This window comes from Nocardia sp. NPDC004722, assembly GCF_053601505.1.
In genome coordinates this window covers 1-21,566 of the sequence record NZ_JBSGBY010000011.1, presented here as the reverse complement: position 1 = coordinate 21,566, position 21,566 = coordinate 1, and the positions used below count along the sequence as shown (strand labels likewise).

The window sequence follows — 21,566 nt, the reverse complement described above, 5'->3', positions numbered from 1 at the left end:
ACTGTTGGCAGGGTGACTGAAACTGATGCTGCCCTTGCCATCCGAGCTGCGGAAGCTGCCGCCGCGGTGATCCGCGACCAATTCCATTCCCCGATAATTCGTTTCGCGAAGGAGGGGGATGATTTCGCGACGCAGGCGGATCTGGCTGCTGAGCGGGCGATTCTGGAGATCCTCAGGGACGGGCGGCCTGCCGATCACTTTCTGGCGGAGGAGTCCGGAAGTACCGGCCTCGCGTCCGATCGCATCTGGTTGATCGATCCGCTCTGTGGCACACGCAATTTCGCGGCCGGAACTCCGCACGTGGCGGTGAACGTGGCGCTGCGTACAGGCGATGAGGTCACGGCCGCGGCGGTCGCCGATCCTTTTGCCGCCGAGACGTTCTGGACCGATGGCACGACCGCCGCCGTCCGCCGTGACGGCACCGATCACCCCTTGCGGCCCCGATCCGACAGCCGCCTGGTGGAGATCGACGCCGACAACCCCACACCCCACACCGACTGGTTCTCTCCCGCCCGACTGCTCGCCGACCCTGCCTTCACGGCAGCCTTCTACCCCAGAGTCCTGTCGACTTCACTGGCCCTGGCGTGGGTGGCGGCCGGACGCCGATCCGCCTACGTCGTGGACCGGGATCTGCGAGACGATGTGCACTTCACCGCCGGGATCGCCGTCTGCCGGGCGGCAGGCTGCACCGTGACCGGACTGGTCGGCCAACCGCTCCACACCGCCCCGCACGGGCTGATCGCCGCTGCGGATCCCACCACCCACGGTGAGCTGGCGGAGATCATTCGCGCAGCCGAGAACTAGAGCGCCGCATGGTGATACAGGGCGTCACCGACCAGCACCACTCCGGCCAGCACCAGCAATACCCGCACGGACGCGGGTCCGAATCGCTTCAGCGACCGCACCAGCCCGCGATAGAACCGCCGCGCCCCCGTGGATCGCAGGGTCGAAGTGAGAAGCACGAGCGCCGGTGGCAGCAGCGCGATCAAGCAGTAGGCGACGATGATCAGCGGCCACAGTGGCGGGTGCGGGTCGCGGGCCGAGATCATGGCGAGGCCCGCCAGATACGGGACCGCGGTCGGGGCCTGACCCAGGCCGACCGCGATTCCGGCGAGCCCCAGCAGCAACGGTTTTCGGCGCGCCCGCAGCGCCCACTCCGGAACCGCCGCCGCGCCCTCGCTTTTCGACAGTCGCAGACTGCCGAGCACCAGCAGCAACCCGCCGACGAGCAGTTCCGCCCAGTACCGGACCCCGGGCGTGATGTCGAAACTCACCAGATCGGTGAGGAATCGCAAACCCAACACGAAGGTGATGCCGAAAACCGTGGTGACCGCGAACACGCCCGCCAGGAAACTCAACGCTCCGGGCACCGGCGACCGCCGACTCAGCCGACTGTCGTAGACCACCGCCGTCGTGACGCCGACCAGGAGAACGTCGAGCGAGTCCAGAAACGCGAACCCCGCCAACGCCAGCAGAAAGATCACCATGATCCCACCGAACATACGTGATGAGATCCCGAACGGTCTGTGACCCGCACCCCACGCGATCACGCCCACCCCGGCTGTCACCACCCTCTGCCACAATTCGCCGCATGTCGATCTTGCCGCCATCCGATCCAGCACATTCGAAGCTCTACTCGGAATGGGTGCGGCAGTTCGATCCCGGAATGACCAGCAGCGCTGACGAACTCGTGGACGCTCTCATCGCGAACTTCCGCAAGACGCGCAAGCCCGGCGCCTTCGTCGACGACGTCGACAACCGGGCCGAGGATCTGCCCGAGTCGCATCGCCCCTGGTTACTGGATATGGTCGGCCATTGGCTGAGCGCGAACCATTCGCTCTGGGACACGACCTACCGGACCGCCGCGGTCAGCGCATATGGGCGAGCGCGAAGGATCGAGCGGGAGCATTCCCTCCCGGTGCAGGTCGACTACCACCGGGAGAACACCCTGGTATTCGCACGGGCGGGCGCACTGCCGGTCAAAGAGGTTGCGGTACACCAGCACTGGCTGAGCAGCGTGAGCTCGCCGCAGGATGCGCACCGCGAGTTCGTCCGGCTACTGCTGGCACTGGCCGAGGGCGGTTCGGCCCTCGGCGCGGATCTGCACCGCCGCGTGCGGACCTCGGCCAAAGCCGCAGGACTCGACCTGGACGAGGACGCCCGGGTGCTGCGGGAGGTGCTGGTGGCCTGTACATCCCGCAAGGTGCCCGACGGCCTGCTCGACGGCATGGCGAAGGTATTCGCACACAAGCATGTGGATTTCACCCGGGACACCCTGGACGATGTCGCACCGTTTCTGGACCTGTTCCCCGCGACGGTGACCGACGGCGCCGCCCTGCTGCGCCTGCTCGACACGATCGGCGCGATCGACGCCATGGCCGTCGGGAAGCTCACACCACGAATGGGACTCGCCGGATGGATCAGCCAGTTCTTCTTCATGTACTGCTACGTCGAAACCGGCGGCGGCATCATGGCACAGCAGATGCCGCGGGAATTGTTCGACATGATCGAGCGGATCGCTCCGCGGCTGCGAGCGGCCGGAGAGCGAGTCTCCATGGCGCGCGGCCGGTTCCACAACGTGTACCTGGATGCCGATCTGGCCGACGCGCTGCTGGCGGTAGGTGTCGGAGTGGACGGTCCAGACGCAGGCAAGATGCGCTTCTGGGGAGCGGAATCCCGGCGCGATCTGATTGCCCTGGCCGCTGATCCGGTGCTGGGTCCGCAACTGGAGGGCGTCGTGCACGCCGACAACGCGACCACCAGCACCGCCATCGTCCGGCTGCCGAACAACCCCGGAATCGAACGGGCGGTGCACGCCCGCATCGTCGCCGTCCTCGAACGCATCGCGAGCGGTGGTCTGCTGGAAGCCGACAGGGCCCTTGCCGAACTCGACGGCCTGCTCGATCTGCCGACCGCACAGGCCCTCGACGGCATCGAGGAGGCACTGGCCGCACTCGACGGAGCCGGTCCGCTGCTGCGCACACTGCGCGCCGGTGTCCCGGCCGAATTCCACTGGCCCGCATGGGAAGCAGCAATCGAGCACCTGGGCACACCCAAGGGCGTCACCGCTACCTGGCCGATGCTCACTCTCTACAACAGCAGACGCGCGGTGGTGATCGATCCGCACGGCATCGTCGCTGACACCGAGTTCACCGCGCCGCGCGGAACCCACGTCCAGGCGGTGTTCTACGCGGGCGGCGACTTCCTGGTCGGCTACAGCGACTCCAAGATGGCCTACCCTTAGCATGCGTTCTGGACGAGCGCGCCCGCGACAACATTCGCAATCACCGAATGGCGTGGCATGTCCGCCTGCCGCAACATCTACAACGGCGGCCTCGGCTATCAATTCGCCACCACCGACGGCCGCCACGGCGGACAACGGATACTGCGGCCCGGCGACCGCCACGGTGTGGAGGACTGCAGGCATCAGCTCAGTGACGGCACACGTTTGTGGAGTTTCGAGGGATATCGCAGGGACCTGGACTCCTGGGCCGAATTCGATCACTACACCGGCTTGCGGTCGGAAACCGCTTCCGCGCCGGACTTTTTCGCACGCTTCGACGTTCCCGCGGGCAAGGAGTGGATCAGCTGGCTGCTGTCCTACGTTCGGCTGCCGGAAAGCGTGACAGCCTCTCCCCTCGGCTCGGTGGCGGGCCGCAGCGGCTTCCGGATTCTGCGCGACCGCGACGGGTGGTCGGGCTACGTCGTGGAGTCCGTGGACGGCCGCCGCGCGATTCACACGGGCGGTGGGGATGTCAAAAATCCGTGGGGCATTGCCCGTTTCCCCGAAGACGGGGCCGACCTGCTCCTGACCTATGGCTCCGACAACGATGCCGGTGACGGCACCGGATTCGCGCCCATCCGCGGCTACGACGGTGAAAGCCCCCTCTGGGAGGTGTCGACCGCACCGAACCGCCCCTCGGCCTTCCCGCCCCCGGCGTTCTGGCATTTCCTCACCCCACGTGATCCCGCCGGTTCCGCCGTCTTGCGCGGCCTGCGCACGGCGGACGTGCGGGATCTGCTGGCCTCGGGAGTCCTGCCGTCGGGCATTACCGATCCCGCACTCGCCGACGGTGTGCGCTCCCATATCGATCACGCGGCCCGTCTGGTCCGAACCCGGGAACGAATCTCCCGACGGGTGGCGACGATTCGGTCCGGCGCCCTCATCACGCCGCCGATGACGGCACCGGACAGTGACCTCCTACCCGCGCTGCTCGGCCTGCTCGACCACCACCCGGACGCGCATCTCACCGTCGTGCCCGCCACCCTCACCGCGCTTGCTGCGGACGGCCGTTTCCTGGCCGGGGACATCGACGAGACCGTGCGCCGCATGAGTCCGCCCGCGCCGCCGGTCGACTGGACACCGCTGCTCGGTCAAATCGGCGCGGTGGCCTGGCGCGCGATCAACGGCCGCACGCCCGAAGCGCAACGCACCGCGCTGATCGCGCTGCTCCGCACCTGGGCCGCACAATCCTTCGCGAAGCCCGGTGCATGGCGGCTCGGCGAATGGCAGCCGACTACCGAGACCACCGTCGAGCGCACCCTGATACTTTCGGGCCACTATCTACAGCCCGCGGACGTCACCTCGCCCGAGGAAACGCCGGGGATCCGCACTCACATCGTCACCATCACCCGCGACGACACGTCCCGAATCGAACAACTCTTGGACCTGTTGTCACGCAACGGCTCTCACACACCCAGCGAGAAGGCGGTGCGGTTGTTCGCCGAGCGCACCGGCGTCCGGGATCCGATCGCCCGGCTCGCGCTGGATGGACTGCCGCGACGCTGCGGCTTCGGAGGCGGGCCCATGAGCCTGCACGAAGCCCACGACAAGATGGTCAGCACCAAGCCGTACAGCGCGAATTACGTGGTCGCCGAACAGTACGAGAAGTTTCAAGGTCGCCTCGGCTGGCTCGGTCGCCGTCGGCTCCTGGCCGCCGGGCTACCCGAGGATCTCGCCGAATTGTGGACCGAGGAAGGTGATCTCGCGGCCGCCGAGCGAATGGCGGCGGTATGGATCGAGTTCGTGGGCGCGCAACCGTATGTGCCCGAGGAACTCACCGTCGAGTTGGAGGCCGCCACCGACCTGCCCGGTACGTTCGCGCTCGCGCTGGCGCATCCGAACGAGACGACCATGGCGACCCAGAACCTGCGGTGTCAGGTGCAGCCGGCCGGACACGGATGGTTGGCGTTGCAGTGCGGGAACGACAGTTTCAGCAGTTACCGACGCTGGAATCCCTACCGGGACTTGGCGACCGCGGTGGCGTGGGCGCTCACCGAACGTGCCGTCGGGGACCCGGGCTGCCGTGGAGTCATCGAGCTGCACGACCGGCTCCACGCGCGATTGCGAGCTCCGAAGCTGCTCGTGGTGCCCGACCAGCCGGACCGCGCCGCAGAGCTTTTCGGACCGGATACGTATCCGCTGCGGGACCATGTCATCTACGACGATGGCCTGATCGTCGCCGAAAGCCACCCATGGCGAAGCGCGACGTTCCTGCGTCCGGCCGCGCTCTCCGACCCCGATGCATTGGCCAGGAGCCTGCGCACCTGCGCGGACCACGCCCTGACGGAACTCGCCGACACCATCCACCGCGAGGCGACCCTGGTGACCGGCTTGTCGAGCCTGATCGAGCGTGCTGCCGATACCCCGGTGGCAGTGGGCCGCTTCGAAGCCGACCCGCAACAGAGCGCCCCGGAACTGGTCGCCAAGGCCTCGGCCGCCCTCGGCGTGGGCCTCGACGCGGCGGCCCTCTACCTGCAATTGCTGACTCTCCCCCGCCCCACCGACCGCAATCTGCGCCGCTGGAACGGCTGGACCTCGGCCCGGCACAAGAAGACTCAGGCCGAACTCGTCGACCGGCGACTCGTGGTCGAGGACAAGCGGGCCCGGGCCGGGCGCACCGCCTTCATCCCCGGCCCCTGGACCGAGAAGCTCGCGAAACCGCACCTCCCGCTGGAGACCGCCAAACTCGCCCGCTACCTGGTCCGCCCGCAGGACAAGGACATCATCGGCCCCTACTCGGTGATCCTCCCGCCGCGCCCGTTGCACGAGATGTTCGCCGACGCTTGGGCTTCGCGGAACACGTAGCCGAACCGCACGGTTCCGGACGACTCAGTTGTCCGGGACCGGGCCGTCGTCGGGGCCGGGGCTGGCGGTGTCGAGTTGTTCGGGGAGGAGAGGGGAGACGGCGAAGACGCCTGCGGAGGCGTCGGCGGGGAGGGCCTGGACGGCGCGGATTCCGGGGAGGGCGGCCAGGTCTCGGAGTTTCGGGAGGGGGCCTTGGAGGACGATGCCGACCACGCAGGCGCAGTTCGCGCGGAGGCGGGTGGCTACCAGGTTCTTCACCCGGGTGGAGCGGTCGTCGTAGGTTTGGGTCGATTCCACCTGGGCGGCAGCGGCTTTGACCGAGGCGACGGCCACCTCGATGCCCGCCGGTACGCCGATGGTGATGATCGGAGTGGCGACGCGGTCGACCGGGACGTGGTAGGCGACCTCCGAGATGCGCAGGCCGCCACTGAATTCGGGGATGCGGTCGGCGGTCACGCCGGTGGTGAACGAAACCAATGCCCAGTGGGCGTCGGAGTCGCTGCCCGCCACTGACGTCCGTGCCTGTGCGATGTAATCCGCTACCGGTTCACCGCTTTCCGGCCCCAGCCGGTCGGTGGAGATGATCGCCGCCCGGGGCGGGATGGCCCGGCCCAGGACGACGATCAGGATCACGAAAAGTACTGCGGCGAGCGCGATCCCGGCGCGGCGCAGCGTCGGTGCATCCACAGGCGGTTCCGATCAGTGCGCGCGCAGGACGTCGAGTGCGTGTTCCAGGTCGGCGGGGTATTCGCTGGTGATCTCGACCCAGCGGCCGTCGGCAGGGTGGTTGAAACCGAGCTGCCGGGCGTGCAGCCACTGGCGTTCCAGGCCAAGCCGTTCGGCCAGCCGAGGATCCGCCCCGTAGGTCAGGTCACCGCAGCAGGGGTGCCGGACCGCCGAGAAATGCACCCGGATCTGGTGGGTGCGACCGGTTTCCAAGTGGATGTCGAGCAGGCTCGCCGACTGGAACGCCTCGACGGTGTCGTAGTGGGTGACCGACGGGCGGCCGTCCGCGGTGACCGCGAACTTCCAGTCGTTGCCGCGCGCCCGCCCGATCGGCGCGTCGATGGTGCCGCTCGACGGATCCGGATGACCCTGCACCAGCGCGTGATAGCGCTTCTCCACGGTCCGGTACTTGAACGCCCGCTTGAGCTGGGTGTACGCGTGCTCGGACTGCGCGACCACCATCACACCCGAGGTGCCCACGTCCAGCCGGTGCACGATGCCCTGCCGCTCATGGGCTCCCGAGGTGGAGATGCGGTAACCCATGGCCGCCAGCCCGCCGACCACGGTGGGCCCGGTCCAGCCGACGCCCGTGTGCGCCGCCACCCCGACAGGTTTGTCGACGGCCACGATGTCGTCGTCGGCGTAGAGGATCTTCATCCCGTCCACCGGTGTCGCCTCGACGGTGAGTTCGCGCTTGGGCTCGGGGAATTCGACCTCCAGCCACGCCCCGGCGGTGAGCCGATCCGATTTCCCGGCCGCGACGCCGTCGATCTGGACGCTGCCGTCCTCGGTCATCGAGACCACCGCGGTCCGCGACAGGCCCAGCAAACGGGACAGTCCGGCATCGACACGCATGCCGTCCAAACCGTCCGGCACCGGCATACTGCGAGTTTCCCTCACGCCGTCTCCCCCTCCGCGGTCGAAGCTTCCTGCTGCCGGTGCATGCGCGTGCCGTCGGGTTCGAAACCGAACACCGTCAAGGCCACCAACAGAATGGCCCCGCACACGATCGACGAATCGGCCACATTGAACACCGGCCACCAGCCGACCGCGACGAAATCGACGACATGGCCCTGCAGCGGTCCCGGCGCGCGGAACAACCGGTCGACCAGATTGCCGAGCGCGCCACCGAGGACCATGCCCAGGCCGATCGCCCACGGCAGCGACCGCAGCGTGCGGCCGATGCGGACGACACCGATCACGACGGCGGCGGCGACCAGGGTCAACAGCCAGGTCATGCCGGTGGCCATGGAGAACGCCGCGCCCGGGTTGCGGATCAGCGACAGCCGCGCCCAGTCCCCGATCAGATAGATCGGCTTACCGGGCGTCATGGTGGCGACCACGATGGTCTTGGTCAGCAGGTCCAGTCCGAGCAACACCGCGGCGATGATCAGCAGGGTGCGCAACCGCAACGGCTGGGACGCGACCGCGCCCTCGGACGCTGACTTCGGGTCTGATTCCTCTGCGCCGGATTCGGGCGGCCGCTCGGTACTCACCCTGACATCATTCCTCATCCCCGAAACCGCCCTGCCGCCCGCTCGTGATCCCAGCTGTTTTTCAGGAACGCGTCGTAACCTGTTCGACGTGACGGTGTTGTCTTCATCCCCCAGCTCGGCGAACGCCACCGCACCCTGTTCCGGCCCACCGCGCCCGCCGCGGCGACCGGGTGCGCGCACCACGCGTTCGGGGGTGTTGATGCTGGTTCTCGCGATGACCTTGACCGCGTTCGGCGTCGGTTGCAGCGCGCCCGGCGAGCGGACCGTCGAGTCCGACAACACGGAACCGGTGGGCTTCAACAAGGAAGTCACCATGCCGATCGAGGCGGTGACCACCACCGTCGTCGATCCGGGTGCCGAACCCCGGTCGCCGCTGCGACGCACCCTCGAGCCGGGCACCACCCAGCAGGTCACGCTCAGCACCGATCACCATGTCGAGCAGCAGATCAACAATCAGGCGCTGCGCGATATCTCGCCGCCCGCCATGACCATTCCGCTCAGCGCGCAGGCCGGCAACGACGGCGTCGAGCTCACCCTCGGCAACGTCACCTCCCCCGATCCGAGCCTGGCGAAGGCGCTGCTGCCCGCCGACGGCTCCCGGGTCGGCTTCGATGTCAGTGAGCTGGGCGCGATCACCGCGTTGAAGCTCGCCCCCAAGCCTTCCACCCCCGATACCGCGCGCGCCGCCCTCGAGCAGGCGTTCTATCAGGCGGTGTACCAGTCCATCGCGTTCCCGCAGGACCCCGTCGGGGTCGGGGCGGTGTGGACGGTGCGGCAACAGGTTTCCGGCAGTGTGCCCCTCGAACAGGTCACCACCTGCACGCTCACCGCGCGCGACGGCAACCAGCTCACCATCGAGCTGAATGTCACGCAGACGCCGAAATCCACCGTCTGGCATCTGCCCAACGAGGCGGGCCAGCTGGAGATCGTCGACTACCTCATGCACGGCACCGGCACCATCGGCGTGGATCTCGGTCTGCCGCTACCGGTTTCCGGCACCGTCGAGGTGGGCGGCAACCAGACCTACCGGGACCCGCACAGCTCGGTGACGCTGCGTCAGACCCTGCGCACGGAGGTGCAGTGGGGGGCGTGACGCGAGGCGCGCTGCTGCTGGGCGTGCTGGCGCTGACCGTCACCGCGTGCGGCAGCCACAAGGATTCCGCGCCCGTCCTGCCCAGCCTCGGGCCGACGGTGAAGCCGAGCCAAACACCCGGCGGCGCACCGGTTCCGGACCAGTACACGCTGCGCGCACTGCTGCTGGATGCCGGGGCCCTGCCCGCGGGATTCACCGCGCTCGACGATCCGCCGCCCGGGAATGCGGGCGGTGCGGGAGCCAAGACCGATCCCGCGCAGTGCGCGAATATTCTGGCGGCCATCGCCACTCAGGCCCCGGGCGCGGCCGCGCAGGCCGCCGCCCAGTTCGGCGGCCAGAATTTCGCGTCCGTGGACATCGATGCCGCGTCGTATGCGAACGGCGGTGCGGCACAGGCGTTCACCACCGTGCAGGGACTGTTGCAGGGGTGCACCAAGTACTCCGGCAAGGACGCCGACAACACCAAGGTCGACTTCCGGCTCGGCGGGCTCACCCAGCCGCAGGACGGCGACGGCTCGGCCGCCTTCCAAGTACGCACCACCAGTGACGGACTCACGCTCTACACCGATGTGAGCATCACCCTGGTCGGGTCGACGGTCGTGCAGATCGCCCTGTCGGATGCGAAAGAGCCCGATCCGGCGCAACTTACGGCCATGACCGCGGCCCAGGTCCGCAAGCTGCGCGGCGCGGCGGGACCGTAGAGCCTCCCTCGTCATCCCGGCGTGCTTTTGGCCGGGATCCACACCCGTATTGCACCAACAGTTTTCCTGGATTCCGGCCAAGAACACGCCGGAATGACGAGGGCCCCCGTCTCCATGAGGAAACGGGGGCCGGATCATTTCTCGCCGTGGAAGCTACTGCCAGCCGGTAACATTGATCGGACCCGGATTCCACAGACCCGTGTGGGTATCGGTGGTCACCACCGGCTTAGCGGTCTGCGCCGACGCGTCGATGCGCTCCAGCTTCTGCAACTCACCCCAGTCCCGGCGCGGATCGTTCGCGAGGAACGTCGCATACGTGATCGGCCGCAGCAACATCGAGCTCCAGCCGAGCGCGCCGCCACCGTCGTGGCTCTGCCACAGCGTGGTCATGGCCGCGCCGCCCCGGTCGGGCAGGATGCGGTAGTCGGGCACCTCGGCGATGCCGTCGAGGTGATCGAAGGGCCGCTGGCACGGGAACTGCAGGCCCACTTCCCAATCCAGCAGCACCGGCTTGGTCTTGCCGACGAAGTCCTGCAGCGTGACGGTCTGCGGAATGCGCGGCGGGGTGAGCGCCACCCACTGCTTGGGATCGCTGTCGCGGTCCTCGGCCAGTACGCGAATCGCGGTGGCCGACGCCGGAATCTCGCTCATCGGCACCCGCAGGTTGCGCCAGGTCGGCGCGGGACCGATATCGATGGGCGTGACCCGGCCCTGCGGTTGCAGGGAGCCGTCGGCGCCGGGCACCCCGTACTCGATCTCCACCCGCTGACCGGGCGTCACGATGCCGTCCTTGTCCACCGAGCGGATGCGCCCGGCCGCCGCCAGCGCGATGATGCCGGCACTGTCGCGTTGCGGGGGCAGCGCGTACCAGCCGGTGGTCAGCGTCGAGACCGCCTCGGTACTGTTGTAGCTGCCCAGCACCGGGGTGTCCGCGTTCAGGCCGAAAGGCAGTGGCGCGGTGGTGGTTCCATCGACCGTGCCGCTGGAGCGGCCGCTGACGGCGGCGGAGACGTTGCCGCCGTTGTCGGCCTCGTCGTCGGCGCGCAGGTCGGTGGCCACGCCCTTGGGCGAGAACCCGGTCGAGTCGGCGGTGAACGTGCTCAGCGCGTCACCGTTGACCGGCGGCAGCATGCCCGCGTTCGGATGTTCCTCCACCCGTACGTCATTGGCGAGCCCGCACGTCTTGCCCAGCACCGCATCCACATTCGAGCGGGCCAGCGAGTACGCCGGGTACTGCGCGATCGCGCCCTTGGCCAGCGAGGCCACCTCGAACAGCACCATGAACGCCGCCGCCACGGTCAGCGGCGGCAGGGCGACGAAACGCCAGCCCAGCTTCGAGATCCGGTGCGGGCCGGGCTGTTCCGGCGCGCGCACATGGAACCAGGCGGCCAGCGCGAGTAGGCCCACGGTGACCACGAGCAGGATCTTGTCGACCCCGATTCCGGCGATCACGACCGACTTGTCGTTCCACGAGATCGACCAGTTCGAGACGTACCACCAGCCGTTGATGCTGGAGAACGAGACCGCCAGCGCGAAGGCCACCACCGCCGCGAACAAGGCCCGGTTGCGCGGCGAGCGCATCACCCGCGGCCCGACCGCCACCGCCGCCAAAACGGCGACCACACCGGCGATTCCGGCGTAGATGCCGTTGTGGTGGGTCCACTTGGTGGGCGTGAACATCATCAGCAGCATCATGCCGACGCCGGTGCCCAGCACGCGGCGCACCGGCCCGGGCGCGGTGAACGGAATCCGGCCGCCTTTGCGCAGCAACACGAATACGCACACCAGCAGCCCGATCCAGAAGGCGAGCATGCCGAAGCGGCGGGCCAGCGAACCGTCGATGGTGGGCATGAACAGGTACTGGTAGCGAATGTATTCGCCGTCCCAGTGCACATCCGGGCCGACGGCCGTGTGCACCCGGCTCATCTCGAACATCGAGGAGAGCGGCTGATCGCAGAACATGATCGCCAGCACCACCGCACCGGCGGCGGCCAGCGGGGCCGACAGGCTCAGGTAGGAACCGAAGCGGGCCTTCAGGATCGCGAAGGCGCTCGCGCCGGGCGCGGTCGGCTTGCCGAGAGCCGTCGCGCGCCTGTTGAGAATGCGCCAGATCGGCCGGATACCGGCCAGCAGCGGCGCGAAACAGATGATGCCGGACGGGCCGACGGTACAGCTGAACGCGCCGATCGCGATGGCGATGCCGTAGGGCAGCAACCGACCGGTCGCGATGGCTCGCTCCACCGACACCCACGTGAGCAGCACGCCCAGCGCCACCAGCGGTTCCGGGCGCAGACCGTTGTTGTAGGGCAGCCAGATCACCAGGAAGCCCAGCGCACCGGTCCACACCGCGATCCGGTCGCGGCGAATGCGCGCGCCCAGACGGGGAATCACCTCGCGGCTGAGCACCAGCCAGATCAGCATGCCCGACAGCAGCGCGGGCAGGCGCATCCACGGACTGGCCGCGCTCACCTGCGCCATGTGACCGATCAGGTCGTAATACGGTGTGCCGACCGGAGTTTCGGGGACACCGAAGTAGCCGAAGTAGTTGGCCATATAGCCCGCGTGGATCGACGCGCGGCCCATGCCGTATTGGTAGCCGTCATCGGAGGTGGTCGCGCCGATGAAATGCCACAGGATCAAGGTGCCCAGCACGACGGCGTCGACCGGCTTGAAGCTCCACCAGTGCCGCGGCAGGAAGCGGCGGGTGCGACGACCGTCGAGACGGTCGAGCCGGAACAGAGCGAACAGCGCGACCAGCGTGCCGAGGATGGCCGTCCAGATGGCGACGCGCTTGAGGGTGCTCGGCGTCGAGGTGAAGCGGCTGTCCACCTGCGCGGTGACCGAGGCGCCGTCGGAGACCGTCAGATCGCTGTACACGCCCACCAGCTGCGGCCGGAAATCACCGTCGAGGGTGACCGGGGCTACGCCGGTGCCGCTGAGCGTGGCCGTGGTGGCCGTCATATCGGAGTGGACGGTGAGAGCGCAGCCCGCGGGCAGCTGATCGGTGGGAATACTCACCAGCGTCTTGTGGTGGGTGATCGCCTCCAGCTTGCCCGGCGTGGTCACCCCGTCGGTGGTGGAGGCGGCGGTGACCCGCGCCACGAAGCCGTACCGTTCGAGATCCGGCGCACCGTTGGGCGCGGTCGCGGCCAGTGTGCCGCCCTTCGAACCCAGCTGCGTCACAGCCGAACAGGGAATGGTGGCATCGAAGGTCAACGGCGCGTACGAGACCAGCGGAGACTCGATGCTCTGCGTCGAATTGCCCTGCGGCCAAGCCAGAGTGGTGTGATCGACCTGCACCGGCAGCAGCGGCACCGAAATCGCCGCGACGACTGCGATCAATCCGGCGATCAGAGCGAGCGGCCGGGCCCATCCCCCTGCGATTCGTCTCTCGGGTTCAGCACCAGCACTCCCGGCGGAATCCTGCCCCGCCTTCTCCAACACGTCGGTCACGACCGCCGATCCTAAGCGGAAGCCATGATCTTGCGCCAAGAGAGTAGAGGCCCGGCATCCCACCGTTGGATGCCGGGCCGCTCACCACGGGACTAGCTGCAGGCCGGGGAGGTTTGGTTGGCCAGCTGCAGGGCGTTGCAGATCCACTCCTTCTGGACCTTCCACTTGCCGTCCTCGGCGACGAACGGGACGACCGCCTGCTGCGGCGCGCCACCGTTGACCGCGACCTGGGCGTCGGCGGTGAGGGTGCCGTTGCCGAGATCGGTCACATTGGTGACGGTGATGGTGGCGTTGTTCTGCTTGTAGGCCTCGGCCAGGCGGTTGGGCAGGCTGGGGTCGGCCTGCACGCCCTGCATCATGTCCAGCTTCTCGGAGTCCGGCACGTTCGGGTCGAGGGCCTTCTGCAGCTGGGCGTTCAGGTCCGCCGCGGTCGGGGCCGCCGGGTAGCTCGTCTGCGCGGCCTGCGAGGTGGTGGTCTTGGCGGTGGTCTTCGTGGTGCTCTTGTCACCGCTGCCACACGCCGACAGCCCGAGTACGGTCACGACGGCCAGAGCGGCGACCGCGATGCGTCCAGTCTTCTGAAACTTCAACTGCTCGTCCTTTGCGTTCGAGTAGGTCCGTTCGACAATGTGACAGCGACACCCGACGGCGAGGCCGCACGAGACGCGACACTACCAACGCCGCGTCGCGGAATCGGCCTCCGCGCGGGATGGCGCGGCATTTTCAGGCCGAATCCTCATAATTGGCGCAAATATGCCTTAACCGCATCAACGCAGGCTGGCAAGGGGATCCGCACGCTTCAGATCCGGATCCTCGGCGGCGAAGGTGCGCGCGGGACCCGGTCCGGTCGAACGGGTTTCGAACCTGACCGTCACCACACCGTGCCCCGCGCCCTGCACCCAGCCGTGACCGAACTCGGGGTGCTCGACATCGAGTCCGGGATACCAGGTTCCGACGGCGTAGGAGCGAGTTGCGGGCGGTACCACGACTTCCGGGGTCTCCGGCACCGCGAAGGCCGGCTCCTCCGAGACCGCGCTACCCACATCGACGGTCTGATCCAGTTCTGGGAACAACGACTCCTGGCGGATCTCCGACAACCCCGCGAAACCCACGCCCACCAGGCGAATTGGGCCGATCTCGGCCGGATCCAGGGCCGAGCGCTGGGCGGCCGCGGTGAGCGTGGCCAGATCCTCGGTGGCATAGGGCAATGTCGAGGAACGGGTCAGGATGCTCATGTCGGTTCGCTTGAGCTTCAACACCACCGTGCGCGCGGCCCGGCCGTCAGCCCCCAGCCGCCGGTGCGCCGAGAGCGCCATGGCGTCGATGGCCGGGCGCAGCTGGGCCAGGGTGAGAATGTCGGTCTCATAGGTGGTTTCGGCGCTGATCTGCTTGGCCTCGGCCCGCTCGGCCACCGGGCGGTCGTCGATACCGCGGGCCAGGCGGTGCAGCGCGACGCCGATACTGCCGCCCAGGATCGAGGACGCCTCCGATTCTGGAAGCGCCGCCAGCGCGCCGACCGTCTCGATTCCCAGTGAGCGCAAACGACTTTCGGCGACCGGACCGATACCCCAGAGTTTGCGCACCGGCAGCGAGGACAGGAAGCGGTCCTGCTCGGACGCCGAAATCACGCGCACCCCATCGGGTTTGGCCAGCCCGGAGGCGATCTTGGCGAGCTGCTTGCCGCTGCCCGCGCCCACCGAGGCCACCAGGCCGGTGCGCTCACGCACGGCCGCGCGCAACTCCTCACAGAACTCCGCGACCCGGTCCGGTGTCGCCCCGGCCAGTTCCGCCGGTTCCCCGAACGCCTCGTCGAACGAGAGCGTCTCGAGCACCGGGATCCGCGCCCGGATCGCCTCGAACACCTGCCCGCTGAGCTCGCCGTATACCGCGCCGCGCGGCGGAATCACCACCGCCGCGCCGCCCACCAGCCGCCGCGCCTGATGCATCGGCATGGCCGAACGCGCCCCGAAGACGCGGGCCTCGTAGCTCGCCCCGGCCACCACGCCGCGCCCGCCCATGCCGCCCACCAGCACCGGGCGGCCACGCAGCGTCGGGCGGGTCAGCTGCTCGACCGAGGCGAAAAACGCGTCCATATCTATGTGCAGCACCCAGCGGCGCTGTCCCGAACCGCGGGAACCGCTGTCCGAATCTCTGGATCGGCTGTCAGTTTGCCGTAAATCCGCCGCCGCGCCGCCGGCGGCCGCCCGCGCACCGGCCACTCGCACCGAATCGCCCTCACCAGGCGCGATGCCCGGGTTTGCGGAGTCGGTAGACGTATTCACACCGGGAAATCTACAAGCGGCTACCGACAGGTACGTCCGATCCCGTGTGTGATGATCGAGCCATGACGATTCGCAAGGCCGTGATTCCCGCCGCCGGCATCGGCTCGCGGCTGCTGCCGCTGACCAAGGCGATCCCGAAGGAAATGCTCCCGGTGGGCGACAAGCCGGTCATCGAACACACGGTGCGCGAACTCGTGGCCTCCGGCATCACCGACATCACCATCGTGGTCAGCGGTGGAAAGTCGTTGATCCAGGACCACTTCCGCCCCAACCCGGCGCTGGTGGCCCAGTTGCGCGCCGACGGCAAGGCCGCCTACGCCGACGCCGTCGAGGAGGTCGGCGAACTCGGCCGCGCCGGGCACATCACCTACCTGGATCAGCACGGGCCCTACGGCAACGGCACCCCCGTGCTCAATGCCGCCCGTCACCTGGGCGACGAGCCGATGCTGGTGCTGTGGCCCGACGACGTCTTCGTGGCCGAGGTGCCGCGCGCCCAGCAGCTCGTCGACGCCTACGAGAAGACCGGCGCGCCGGTGCTCGCGCTCATGCCGATGGATCCCTCCGAATCCCAGCGCTACGGCGTGCCCGTGGTCGAGGAGACCAACGGCGAGGGGCTGATGCGGATCAGCGGCCTCAAGGAGAAGCCCAAGCCCGCCGACGCACCCTCCTCCTTCGCCGCCATCGGCGGCTACGTGGTCACCCCGGGCATCATCGCCGAGCTGCGCAAACAGGTCGACGACTGGTACACCCACCGCACCGGCGAGGTCTACCTGACCGATGCGATCAATATCTTCGCCGCCGCGAATCCGGTGTACGGCCAGGTGATTCGGGGTCGCTGGTACGACACCGGCAACCCGGCCGACTATCTGACCGCCCAATTCGCCTCGGCGCTGGCGCATCCGGAGTACGGTCCGCTGTTGCGTCAACTCGTCGCGGAGTAGTGAGTAGTCACAAACTTCGAGGTCGACGCATAGTTGGGCGCACAAGTGCCTTGCGCCACAACCACGCCAGCGCCAATATTGTCGAAACCCGAAACATGGGGGCATGTTTCGGCGATCATGCAATCGGGTCGGGGCACCTCTGGATCGAAGGTCGGTTTTGCTAGGCGGATTGGGCACCCGGGCGGCACTGCTCGCGGCGGCAAGTTGTTCCCTTGTCACTACGTTCACCACGGTCGTACCCGCAGGCTCGGCCTCCGCGGTCCCGCCCGATCCGATCACCAGCAACGTCAAGCTGTTCGGGACCCCGGTCTCCGAGGACGGCTCCAATATCAAGGCTTTCGAGATCCACGACGCGCGGAATCTGACGCTGCACGTGCACTCGACGGCCATGGACGCCGATATCACGGTGGAGGTGCAGCGCCCCGCCGACACCTCGCAGCCGCGGCCGGTGCTGTACCTGCTCAACGGCGCCGGGGGCGGCCAGGACACGGCGACCTGGAAACGCAATACCGACTCCACCGAGTTCTTCGACGACAAGAACGTGAACGTGGTGATGCCGATCGGCGGCGCGTTCACCTACTACACCGACTGGCGCAGTGAAGACCCTCGACTAGGCCAGCCGATGTGGAAGACCTTCCTCACCGAGGAGCTACCCCCGATCATCGATACCGCCCTGGGCACCGATGAAGTGCACGCCATCGCCGGGATGTCGATGTCGGGGACCTCGGTGCTGCAACTGCCCATCGCCGCGCCCGGCCTGTACACGGCGGTGGCCGCCTACAGCGGGTGCGCGCAGATCAGCGACCCGATCGGGCAGAAGTTCGCGGATCTGGTGATCAGCATCGGCGGCGGCAATCCGGTGAACATGTATGGGCCCAGCGATGATCCGGAATGGGCCGCCAACGATCCCTACGTGCACGCCGACGCCCTGCGTGGGCTCGGCCTCTACATCTCCAACGGCTCCGGCATGCCCGGCCGCCACGACAATGTCGCCGACGTGCGCAGCCTCGGCCCCGCCGACGGCGGTCTGCCGCAACAGATCCTGGTCGGCGGCATCCTGGAGGCGGCCAGCGACTGGTGCGCCCGCAACCTCAAGACCCGGCTGCGAGACCTCGAGATCCCCGCCACCTTCGACATCGCCAAGCCGGGCACCCACTCCTGGGGCTACTGGCAGGACGCCCTGCGCTCCTCCTGGCCGGTGCTGGCCAAGGGCCTGAATCTCCCCGAAACCAACTGAGCCGCCTGCTCATTCGTCGGCGGCGTTGTAGCGCACCAGGTATCGGGCGAGGCGCTCGACGTCGGCATCTTCCCAGTCCTCGAAGCGTTCGGTGAAGGCGGCGGCGCGGCGGCGAGACGCGGTGCGGGCCACCTGTTTTCCCTCGGCGGTGGCGCGGAGGACCAGGTTGCGGCGGTTGGTGGGGTCGACCTCGCGTTCGAGGTAGCCCTCTTTCTCCAAGGCGGCGACCTGGCGGCTGACGGTCGACTTGTCGAGGTGGAAGTGTCCCGCCAGGTCGGCGGCGAGGCAGCCGTCCCGCTCGATCACGAGGTCGAGGATGCTCGACGCGACCAAGGACAGCTCGGGGTGTAGTTCGCTGGCCCGGCCGCGGGCGCGGCGGGCGAAGGCCGTGAGCTCGCGCTGTATGACGTCGATCGCTTCGGTCCGGCCCGCCATCTTGTGCGTCGGGCCCGGGAATGCGGCGTCGCTCTCCATGGTTGTAGACTACAACCTCGCTTGGTTGTATTTACCAACTATTGGAGAAGAACTCATGGCCTCCCAGCAACTCCGGCATGTTGCCGTGCACCTGCTCACCCCGCTGCTCATGTGCCTCGGCATGGGCCTGGCCTACCTGGGCGCGTTCCACCAGCCCGCGCCCAACCACCTCGCGGTGGCGATCGTGGGCGACAGCCCGCAGGTCAAGGTGCTGGCGCAGACCATGAAGGACAAGGGCGGCAATGCCCTCGACGTGACAACCGTGCCCACCCGCGACGACGCGGTCAACCAGTTGCGGCACCGGGATCTGGCGGGCGCGTACGTGCCCGATCCACAAAAGCCCGAATTGCTGGTCGCCAAGGCCGGATCCGACACCACCGCCATGGCCGCCGAGGCGGTCTTCGGACAGGTCGCGGCCCTGCAGAACGCGCCGCTGACCGTCACCGACGTCACCACCCCGGCCTCCGGCGACCCGACCGCGCAGGGCATCTTCTTCCTGCTGGTGGCGCTGAGCATCGGCTCCTACGGCAGCGTGGCCGCCATCGGCGCGGCGGGCGCGGGATTGTCCATGCGGATACGCGGGTTGCTCGGCCTGGTCACCTCGCTGCTGGTGAGCCTGATCGGCCTGGCCCTGTCCGGCCCGGTCTTCCACGTGGTCGACCACGACGCGGGCGCGATCTGGGCCATGTCGTGGCTGTACTCGGCGGGCATCCTGGCCATCGGCATCGGCGCGCACACCTTCCTGAAGCGCTGGACCACCCTCGCGATGATGGTGCTGTTCGTGATGCTGAACTTCACCACCTCCGGCGGCGTCTACGGCCCGTGGCTGCAGAACGACTTCTTCGGCACGCTGCACCACTTCTGGAACGGCGCGGGATTCGTCGAGGGCGCGCGCAGCCTGCTCTACTTCGACGGCGTCGGCTTCGGCGGCCGGATCACCAGCCTGATCCTGTGGTTCGCGGCGGGCCTGGCCCTGATGGCCGTCGCGGCCCTGGCCGAGAAGCGCCACGCCGCAAAGGAACTCGGCCCGCGCCACGCCGCCGTCCCCGAGACCGCCGAGCAGGCGGAGGAGGAGATGGAGGAGACGGTCGGCGTCTAGCCCCGTATCCCCGGCTTTACCGAATACCCAACTGAGACAAGACGGTCCGGATGCCCACCCGGACCGTCTCACTGTCTCCGACGCCCCCGCTGATGGTCACGCCGTCACGCGTCATGAGCAGCACCCGCGACGCGTCCTCGACATCGGTGCGCCCGTCGGCGCGCAACCGCTCGGCCATGAGGTCGCGGAACCAGCCGCGATAGTCGTCGACCACCTGGCGCACGGCGTGATCGGGATTGGGGAACTCCACGGCCGCGTTGAGGAACGGGCAGCCGCGGAAGCCGGGACCGCAACTGAGCTCGCCGAGCCGGTCGAAGATCCCGACGATGGACTCCGCGCCTTCACCCGGAATCGCCTCGAGAATCTCGCGCTGCCGGGCGTACTCCCGCACCAGATAAGCGACGACCAGGTCTTCCTTGGTCTTGAAATGCCGGTAGAAGGTGGCCTTGGCGATGCCCGCCTCGGCGATGATGCGGTCGATGCCGACGGTGTGGATACCCTCGGCGTAGAACAGTCGAGTCGCGGTGTCCAGCAGGCGATCACGGGCTTCGCTCATGACGACCGGCACTCCTTCCCCCTCATCGGGACTTCGGTATTGACGATAGCAGACAGACCTGTCTACTCTGGGCATCGTTCTGAACAGACAAGTCTGTCTAGGGAGATTCGAAATGGCTAAGCTCTTCACCTCGTCCGCTACCTCCGTCGGCCGCGAGGGCCGCTCGGTCAGCTCCGACGGTTACCTCGACCTGAAGCTGGCCCAGCCCAAGGAGGCCGGCGGCAGCGGTGACGGCACCAACCCCGAGCAGCTGTTCGCCGTGGGCTACTCCGCCTGCTTCGCCGGTGCGCTGCAGGTCGTGGCCCGCAACGCCGGTGTCGCGCTGGGCGACGCCTCGGTGACCGCCGACGTCAGCCTGAACAAGGACGAGGAGACCGGTTTCGGCATCTCCGTCGTGCTGCGCGTCGAGCTGCCCGAGGAGCTGCAGAACGAGAAGGGCCGCGAGCTCGTCGAGGCCGCGCACCAGGTGTGCCCGTACTCGAAGGCCACCCGGGGCAACATCCCTGTGGAACTCGTTGTCGAGTAAGACGATTCAGTAGAACCGGCGAATGGAGTAGATGTCGAACTGGCTCAAGGGAGTCAGGCCGACAGGCACACCCCAGTCGTACGCGTTCAAGATATTGCCGCCTCCCGCGTAGATGCCTACGTGGGAGGCGTCGTCGTTGAGGACGATCACATCGCCGGGTTGCAGTGCGCCGAAAGACACTTCGAGACCGGCGTCGGCCTGTTGCCAGGTGGTGCGCGGCATATCGATGCCGACGCTGCGAAAAGCCCACTGCACCAGGCCCGAGCAGTCCCAGTCGTCCGGGCCGGTGCCGCCCCAGCGGTAGGGCTTGCCGGATTGCGTGGTGGCCAAGCCCAGCGCGACCATGGCGCGCGGACTGGCCAGGGGGATCTGCGCGGAGCCGCTCGCACTGCCCGAAGCCGAGCCGCTCGCGCTGCCGGAGGCGGAACCCGATCCGGAACCCGACGAGGAGCCGGTGTCCGCGTGGGCGCTGCCCGCCCAGAGTGCCGCGCAGACGGTGAGCGCGGCCGTGGTGATGACGAAGTTCCGGAACTTGCGAAGCTGCCTTCGAGCCATGAGCGCGCCCCTTCATCGGCGTTACCGCGGGAACAGCAAGGAACAAGATCGATAGCTAGCCAATAGCCGTTGTATCGCACCTGCAACATGCGTCACAAGGGAACCAGGGTTGGCGTGTCTCGAGACCCGCGTCACTCGGGATCGGAGAACGCCCGGCCAGGCGCATAGTCCAGAAATAGCGAGAGCGCCCGCCCGGTGTCCGGGTGGGCGCTCTCGCGTTTGCCGAAAGTCAGCGGTGCAGCCATGGCCAATCCGTTCGCGGTTGGTGAGCGCATGTACCGCACCGGTGACCTGGTCGCCTGGAACGACGGCGAGCTGGATTACCGGGGTCGTACGGAC

Annotated in this window: 19 protein-coding genes; 9 read left to right on the top strand and 10 right to left on the bottom strand. The window is 68.0% G+C overall.

Going from position 1 to position 21,566, the window contains the following annotated elements; all coding sequences use genetic code 11:
* The first annotated feature begins 12 nt into the window (after positions 1-12).
* On the top strand, positions 13-804 hold the full coding sequence (locus ACWELQ_RS02905) for an inositol monophosphatase family protein (RefSeq protein ID WP_452395326.1): 792 nt from the start codon (positions 13-15) through the stop codon (positions 802-804).
* Here the strand turns inward: ACWELQ_RS02905 and ACWELQ_RS02900 are convergent.
* Entirely contained in the window at positions 801-1,487 is a 687-nt protein-coding gene (locus ACWELQ_RS02900) for a GAP family protein (RefSeq protein WP_452395325.1), read from the bottom strand. The two genes, ACWELQ_RS02905 and ACWELQ_RS02900, sit on opposite strands and share 4 nt — an antisense overlap.
* A 104-nt stretch (positions 1,488-1,591) precedes the next feature.
* Here ACWELQ_RS02900 and ACWELQ_RS02895 point away from each other — a divergent pair, with 104 nt between their 5' ends.
* Together ACWELQ_RS02895 and ACWELQ_RS02890 are read left to right on the top strand one after the other, a co-directional pair.
* Entirely contained in the window at positions 1,592-3,244 is a 1,653-nt protein-coding gene (locus tag ACWELQ_RS02895) for a hypothetical protein (RefSeq protein ID WP_452395324.1), read from the top strand.
* A gap of 57 nt (positions 3,245-3,301) precedes the next feature.
* A complete protein-coding gene (locus ACWELQ_RS02890) occupies positions 3,302-6,088 on the top strand; it encodes a hypothetical protein (RefSeq protein ID WP_452395323.1) in 2,787 nt (928 codons plus the stop codon).
* 24 nt (positions 6,089-6,112) lie between these two features.
* Here the strand turns inward: ACWELQ_RS02890 and ACWELQ_RS02885 are convergent, their stop codons facing one another.
* From ACWELQ_RS02885 to lspA, 3 genes are read right to left on the bottom strand one after another with little or no spacing between them, the layout of a single operon-like run.
* Positions 6,113-6,775, bottom strand: coding sequence for a hypothetical protein (locus ACWELQ_RS02885; RefSeq protein WP_452395322.1), 663 nt, complete (start codon positions 6,773-6,775; stop codon positions 6,113-6,115).
* A gap of 12 nt (positions 6,776-6,787) precedes the next feature.
* Positions 6,788-7,714 (bottom strand): RluA family pseudouridine synthase, encoded by a 927-nt coding sequence (locus ACWELQ_RS02880; RefSeq protein WP_452395321.1) that lies wholly within the window; start codon positions 7,712-7,714, stop codon positions 6,788-6,790.
* Positions 7,711-8,328: a signal peptidase II gene (lspA, locus tag ACWELQ_RS02875; RefSeq protein ID WP_452395320.1), complete on the bottom strand. Its 618-nt coding sequence runs from the start codon at positions 8,326-8,328 to the stop codon at positions 7,711-7,713. Before lspA ends, ACWELQ_RS02880 begins: the two co-directional genes overlap by 4 nt.
* Positions 8,329-8,524: 196 nt before the next feature.
* On the opposite strand from lspA, the gene ACWELQ_RS02870 reads away from it, so the two are divergent.
* Positions 8,525-9,403 carry a hypothetical protein gene (locus ACWELQ_RS02870; RefSeq protein WP_452395319.1) on the top strand — a complete coding sequence of 293 codons (879 nt, stop codon included), beginning with the start codon at positions 8,525-8,527 and terminating at the stop codon, positions 9,401-9,403.
* The gene (locus ACWELQ_RS02865; RefSeq protein WP_452395318.1) at positions 9,400-10,104 is read left to right on the top strand and encodes a hypothetical protein; all 705 of its coding nucleotides are present in this window, start codon (positions 9,400-9,402) and stop codon (positions 10,102-10,104) included. Before ACWELQ_RS02870 ends, ACWELQ_RS02865 begins: the two co-directional genes overlap by 4 nt.
* 153 nt (positions 10,105-10,257) lie before the next feature.
* Here ACWELQ_RS02865 and ACWELQ_RS02860 read toward each other — a convergent pair whose 3' ends face one another.
* The 3 genes from ACWELQ_RS02860 to ACWELQ_RS02850 all read right to left on the bottom strand — a co-directional run bounded on the left by ACWELQ_RS02860 (position 10,258) and on the right by ACWELQ_RS02850 (position 15,650).
* Complete coding sequence (locus tag ACWELQ_RS02860) at positions 10,258-13,557, bottom strand: arabinosyltransferase domain-containing protein (protein WP_452395317.1); 3,300 nt, start codon at positions 13,555-13,557, stop codon at positions 10,258-10,260.
* Positions 13,558-13,649: 92 nt separating this feature from the next.
* Positions 13,650-14,147, bottom strand: coding sequence for a hypothetical protein (locus tag ACWELQ_RS02855; protein WP_452395316.1), 498 nt, complete (start codon positions 14,145-14,147; stop codon positions 13,650-13,652).
* Between the two features lie 177 nt (positions 14,148-14,324).
* Positions 14,325-15,650: a DNA polymerase IV gene (locus ACWELQ_RS02850; RefSeq protein ID WP_452395315.1), complete on the bottom strand. Its 1,326-nt coding sequence runs from the start codon at positions 15,648-15,650 to the stop codon at positions 14,325-14,327.
* Positions 15,651-15,901: 251 nt separating this feature from the next.
* On the opposite strand from ACWELQ_RS02850, the gene ACWELQ_RS02845 reads away from it, so the two are divergent.
* The gene (locus ACWELQ_RS02845; protein WP_452395314.1) at positions 15,902-16,780 is read left to right on the top strand and encodes a UTP--glucose-1-phosphate uridylyltransferase; all 879 of its coding nucleotides are present in this window, start codon (positions 15,902-15,904) and stop codon (positions 16,778-16,780) included.
* Positions 16,781-16,883: 103 nt separating this feature from the next.
* The gene (locus ACWELQ_RS02840; RefSeq protein ID WP_452395313.1) at positions 16,884-18,017 is read left to right on the top strand and encodes an alpha/beta hydrolase; all 1,134 of its coding nucleotides are present in this window, start codon (positions 16,884-16,886) and stop codon (positions 18,015-18,017) included.
* Between the two features lie 9 nt (positions 18,018-18,026).
* On the opposite strand, the gene ACWELQ_RS02835 is transcribed toward ACWELQ_RS02840, so the two are convergent.
* On the bottom strand, positions 18,027-18,491 hold the full coding sequence (locus ACWELQ_RS02835) for a MarR family winged helix-turn-helix transcriptional regulator (RefSeq protein WP_452395312.1): 465 nt from the start codon (positions 18,489-18,491) through the stop codon (positions 18,027-18,029).
* 55 nt (positions 18,492-18,546) lie between these two features.
* Here ACWELQ_RS02835 and ACWELQ_RS02830 point away from each other — a divergent pair, with 55 nt between their 5' ends.
* Positions 18,547-19,590 carry a hypothetical protein gene (locus tag ACWELQ_RS02830; RefSeq protein WP_452395311.1) on the top strand — a complete coding sequence of 348 codons (1,044 nt, stop codon included), beginning with the start codon at positions 18,547-18,549 and terminating at the stop codon, positions 19,588-19,590.
* A 16-nt stretch (positions 19,591-19,606) separates the two neighbouring features.
* Here ACWELQ_RS02830 and ACWELQ_RS02825 read toward each other — a convergent pair whose 3' ends face one another.
* A complete protein-coding gene (locus ACWELQ_RS02825; RefSeq protein WP_452395310.1) occupies positions 19,607-20,146 on the bottom strand; it encodes a TetR/AcrR family transcriptional regulator in 540 nt (179 codons plus the stop codon).
* A gap of 112 nt (positions 20,147-20,258) precedes the next feature.
* Between ACWELQ_RS02825 and ACWELQ_RS02820 the strand changes: the two genes are divergently transcribed.
* A complete protein-coding gene (locus ACWELQ_RS02820) occupies positions 20,259-20,672 on the top strand; it encodes an organic hydroperoxide resistance protein (protein ID WP_452395309.1) in 414 nt (137 codons plus the stop codon).
* Between the two features lie 6 nt (positions 20,673-20,678).
* On the opposite strand, the gene ACWELQ_RS02815 is transcribed toward ACWELQ_RS02820, so the two are convergent.
* Complete coding sequence (locus tag ACWELQ_RS02815; RefSeq protein WP_452395308.1) at positions 20,679-21,227, bottom strand: NlpC/P60 family protein; 549 nt, start codon at positions 21,225-21,227, stop codon at positions 20,679-20,681.
* Positions 21,228-21,566: the final 339 nt, after the last annotated feature.

What these genes read in the sequence shown, in the direction of transcription:
- ACWELQ_RS02890 (WP_452395323.1), top strand. Translation starts at nt 3,302, where the DNA reads ATGTCCGCCTGCCGCAACATCTACAACGGCGGCCTCGGCTATCAATTC.
- ACWELQ_RS02835 (WP_452395312.1), bottom strand. Translation starts at nt 18,491, where the DNA reads ATGGAGAGCGACGCCGCATTCCCGGGCCCGACGCACAAGATGGCGGGC.
- ACWELQ_RS02895 (WP_452395324.1), top strand. Translation starts at nt 1,592, where the DNA reads ATGTCGATCTTGCCGCCATCCGATCCAGCACATTCGAAGCTCTACTCG.
- ACWELQ_RS02870 (WP_452395319.1), top strand. Translation starts at nt 8,525, where the DNA reads ATGACCTTGACCGCGTTCGGCGTCGGTTGCAGCGCGCCCGGCGAGCGG.
- lspA (WP_452395320.1), bottom strand. Translation starts at nt 8,328, where the DNA reads ATGAGGAATGATGTCAGGGTGAGTACCGAGCGGCCGCCCGAATCCGGC.
- ACWELQ_RS02850 (WP_452395315.1), bottom strand. Translation starts at nt 15,650, where the DNA reads ATGGACGCGTTTTTCGCCTCGGTCGAGCAGCTGACCCGCCCGACGCTG.
- ACWELQ_RS02900 (WP_452395325.1), bottom strand. Translation starts at nt 1,487, where the DNA reads ATGGTGATCTTTCTGCTGGCGTTGGCGGGGTTCGCGTTTCTGGACTCG.
- ACWELQ_RS02815 (WP_452395308.1), bottom strand. Translation starts at nt 21,227, where the DNA reads ATGGCTCGAAGGCAGCTTCGCAAGTTCCGGAACTTCGTCATCACCACG.
- ACWELQ_RS02830 (WP_452395311.1), top strand. Translation starts at nt 18,547, where the DNA reads ATGGCCTCCCAGCAACTCCGGCATGTTGCCGTGCACCTGCTCACCCCG.
- ACWELQ_RS02845 (WP_452395314.1), top strand. Translation starts at nt 15,902, where the DNA reads ATGACGATTCGCAAGGCCGTGATTCCCGCCGCCGGCATCGGCTCGCGG.
- ACWELQ_RS02820 (WP_452395309.1), top strand. Translation starts at nt 20,259, where the DNA reads ATGGCTAAGCTCTTCACCTCGTCCGCTACCTCCGTCGGCCGCGAGGGC.
- ACWELQ_RS02840 (WP_452395313.1), top strand. Translation starts at nt 16,884, where the DNA reads ATGTTTCGGCGATCATGCAATCGGGTCGGGGCACCTCTGGATCGAAGG.
- ACWELQ_RS02825 (WP_452395310.1), bottom strand. Translation starts at nt 20,146, where the DNA reads ATGAGCGAAGCCCGTGATCGCCTGCTGGACACCGCGACTCGACTGTTC.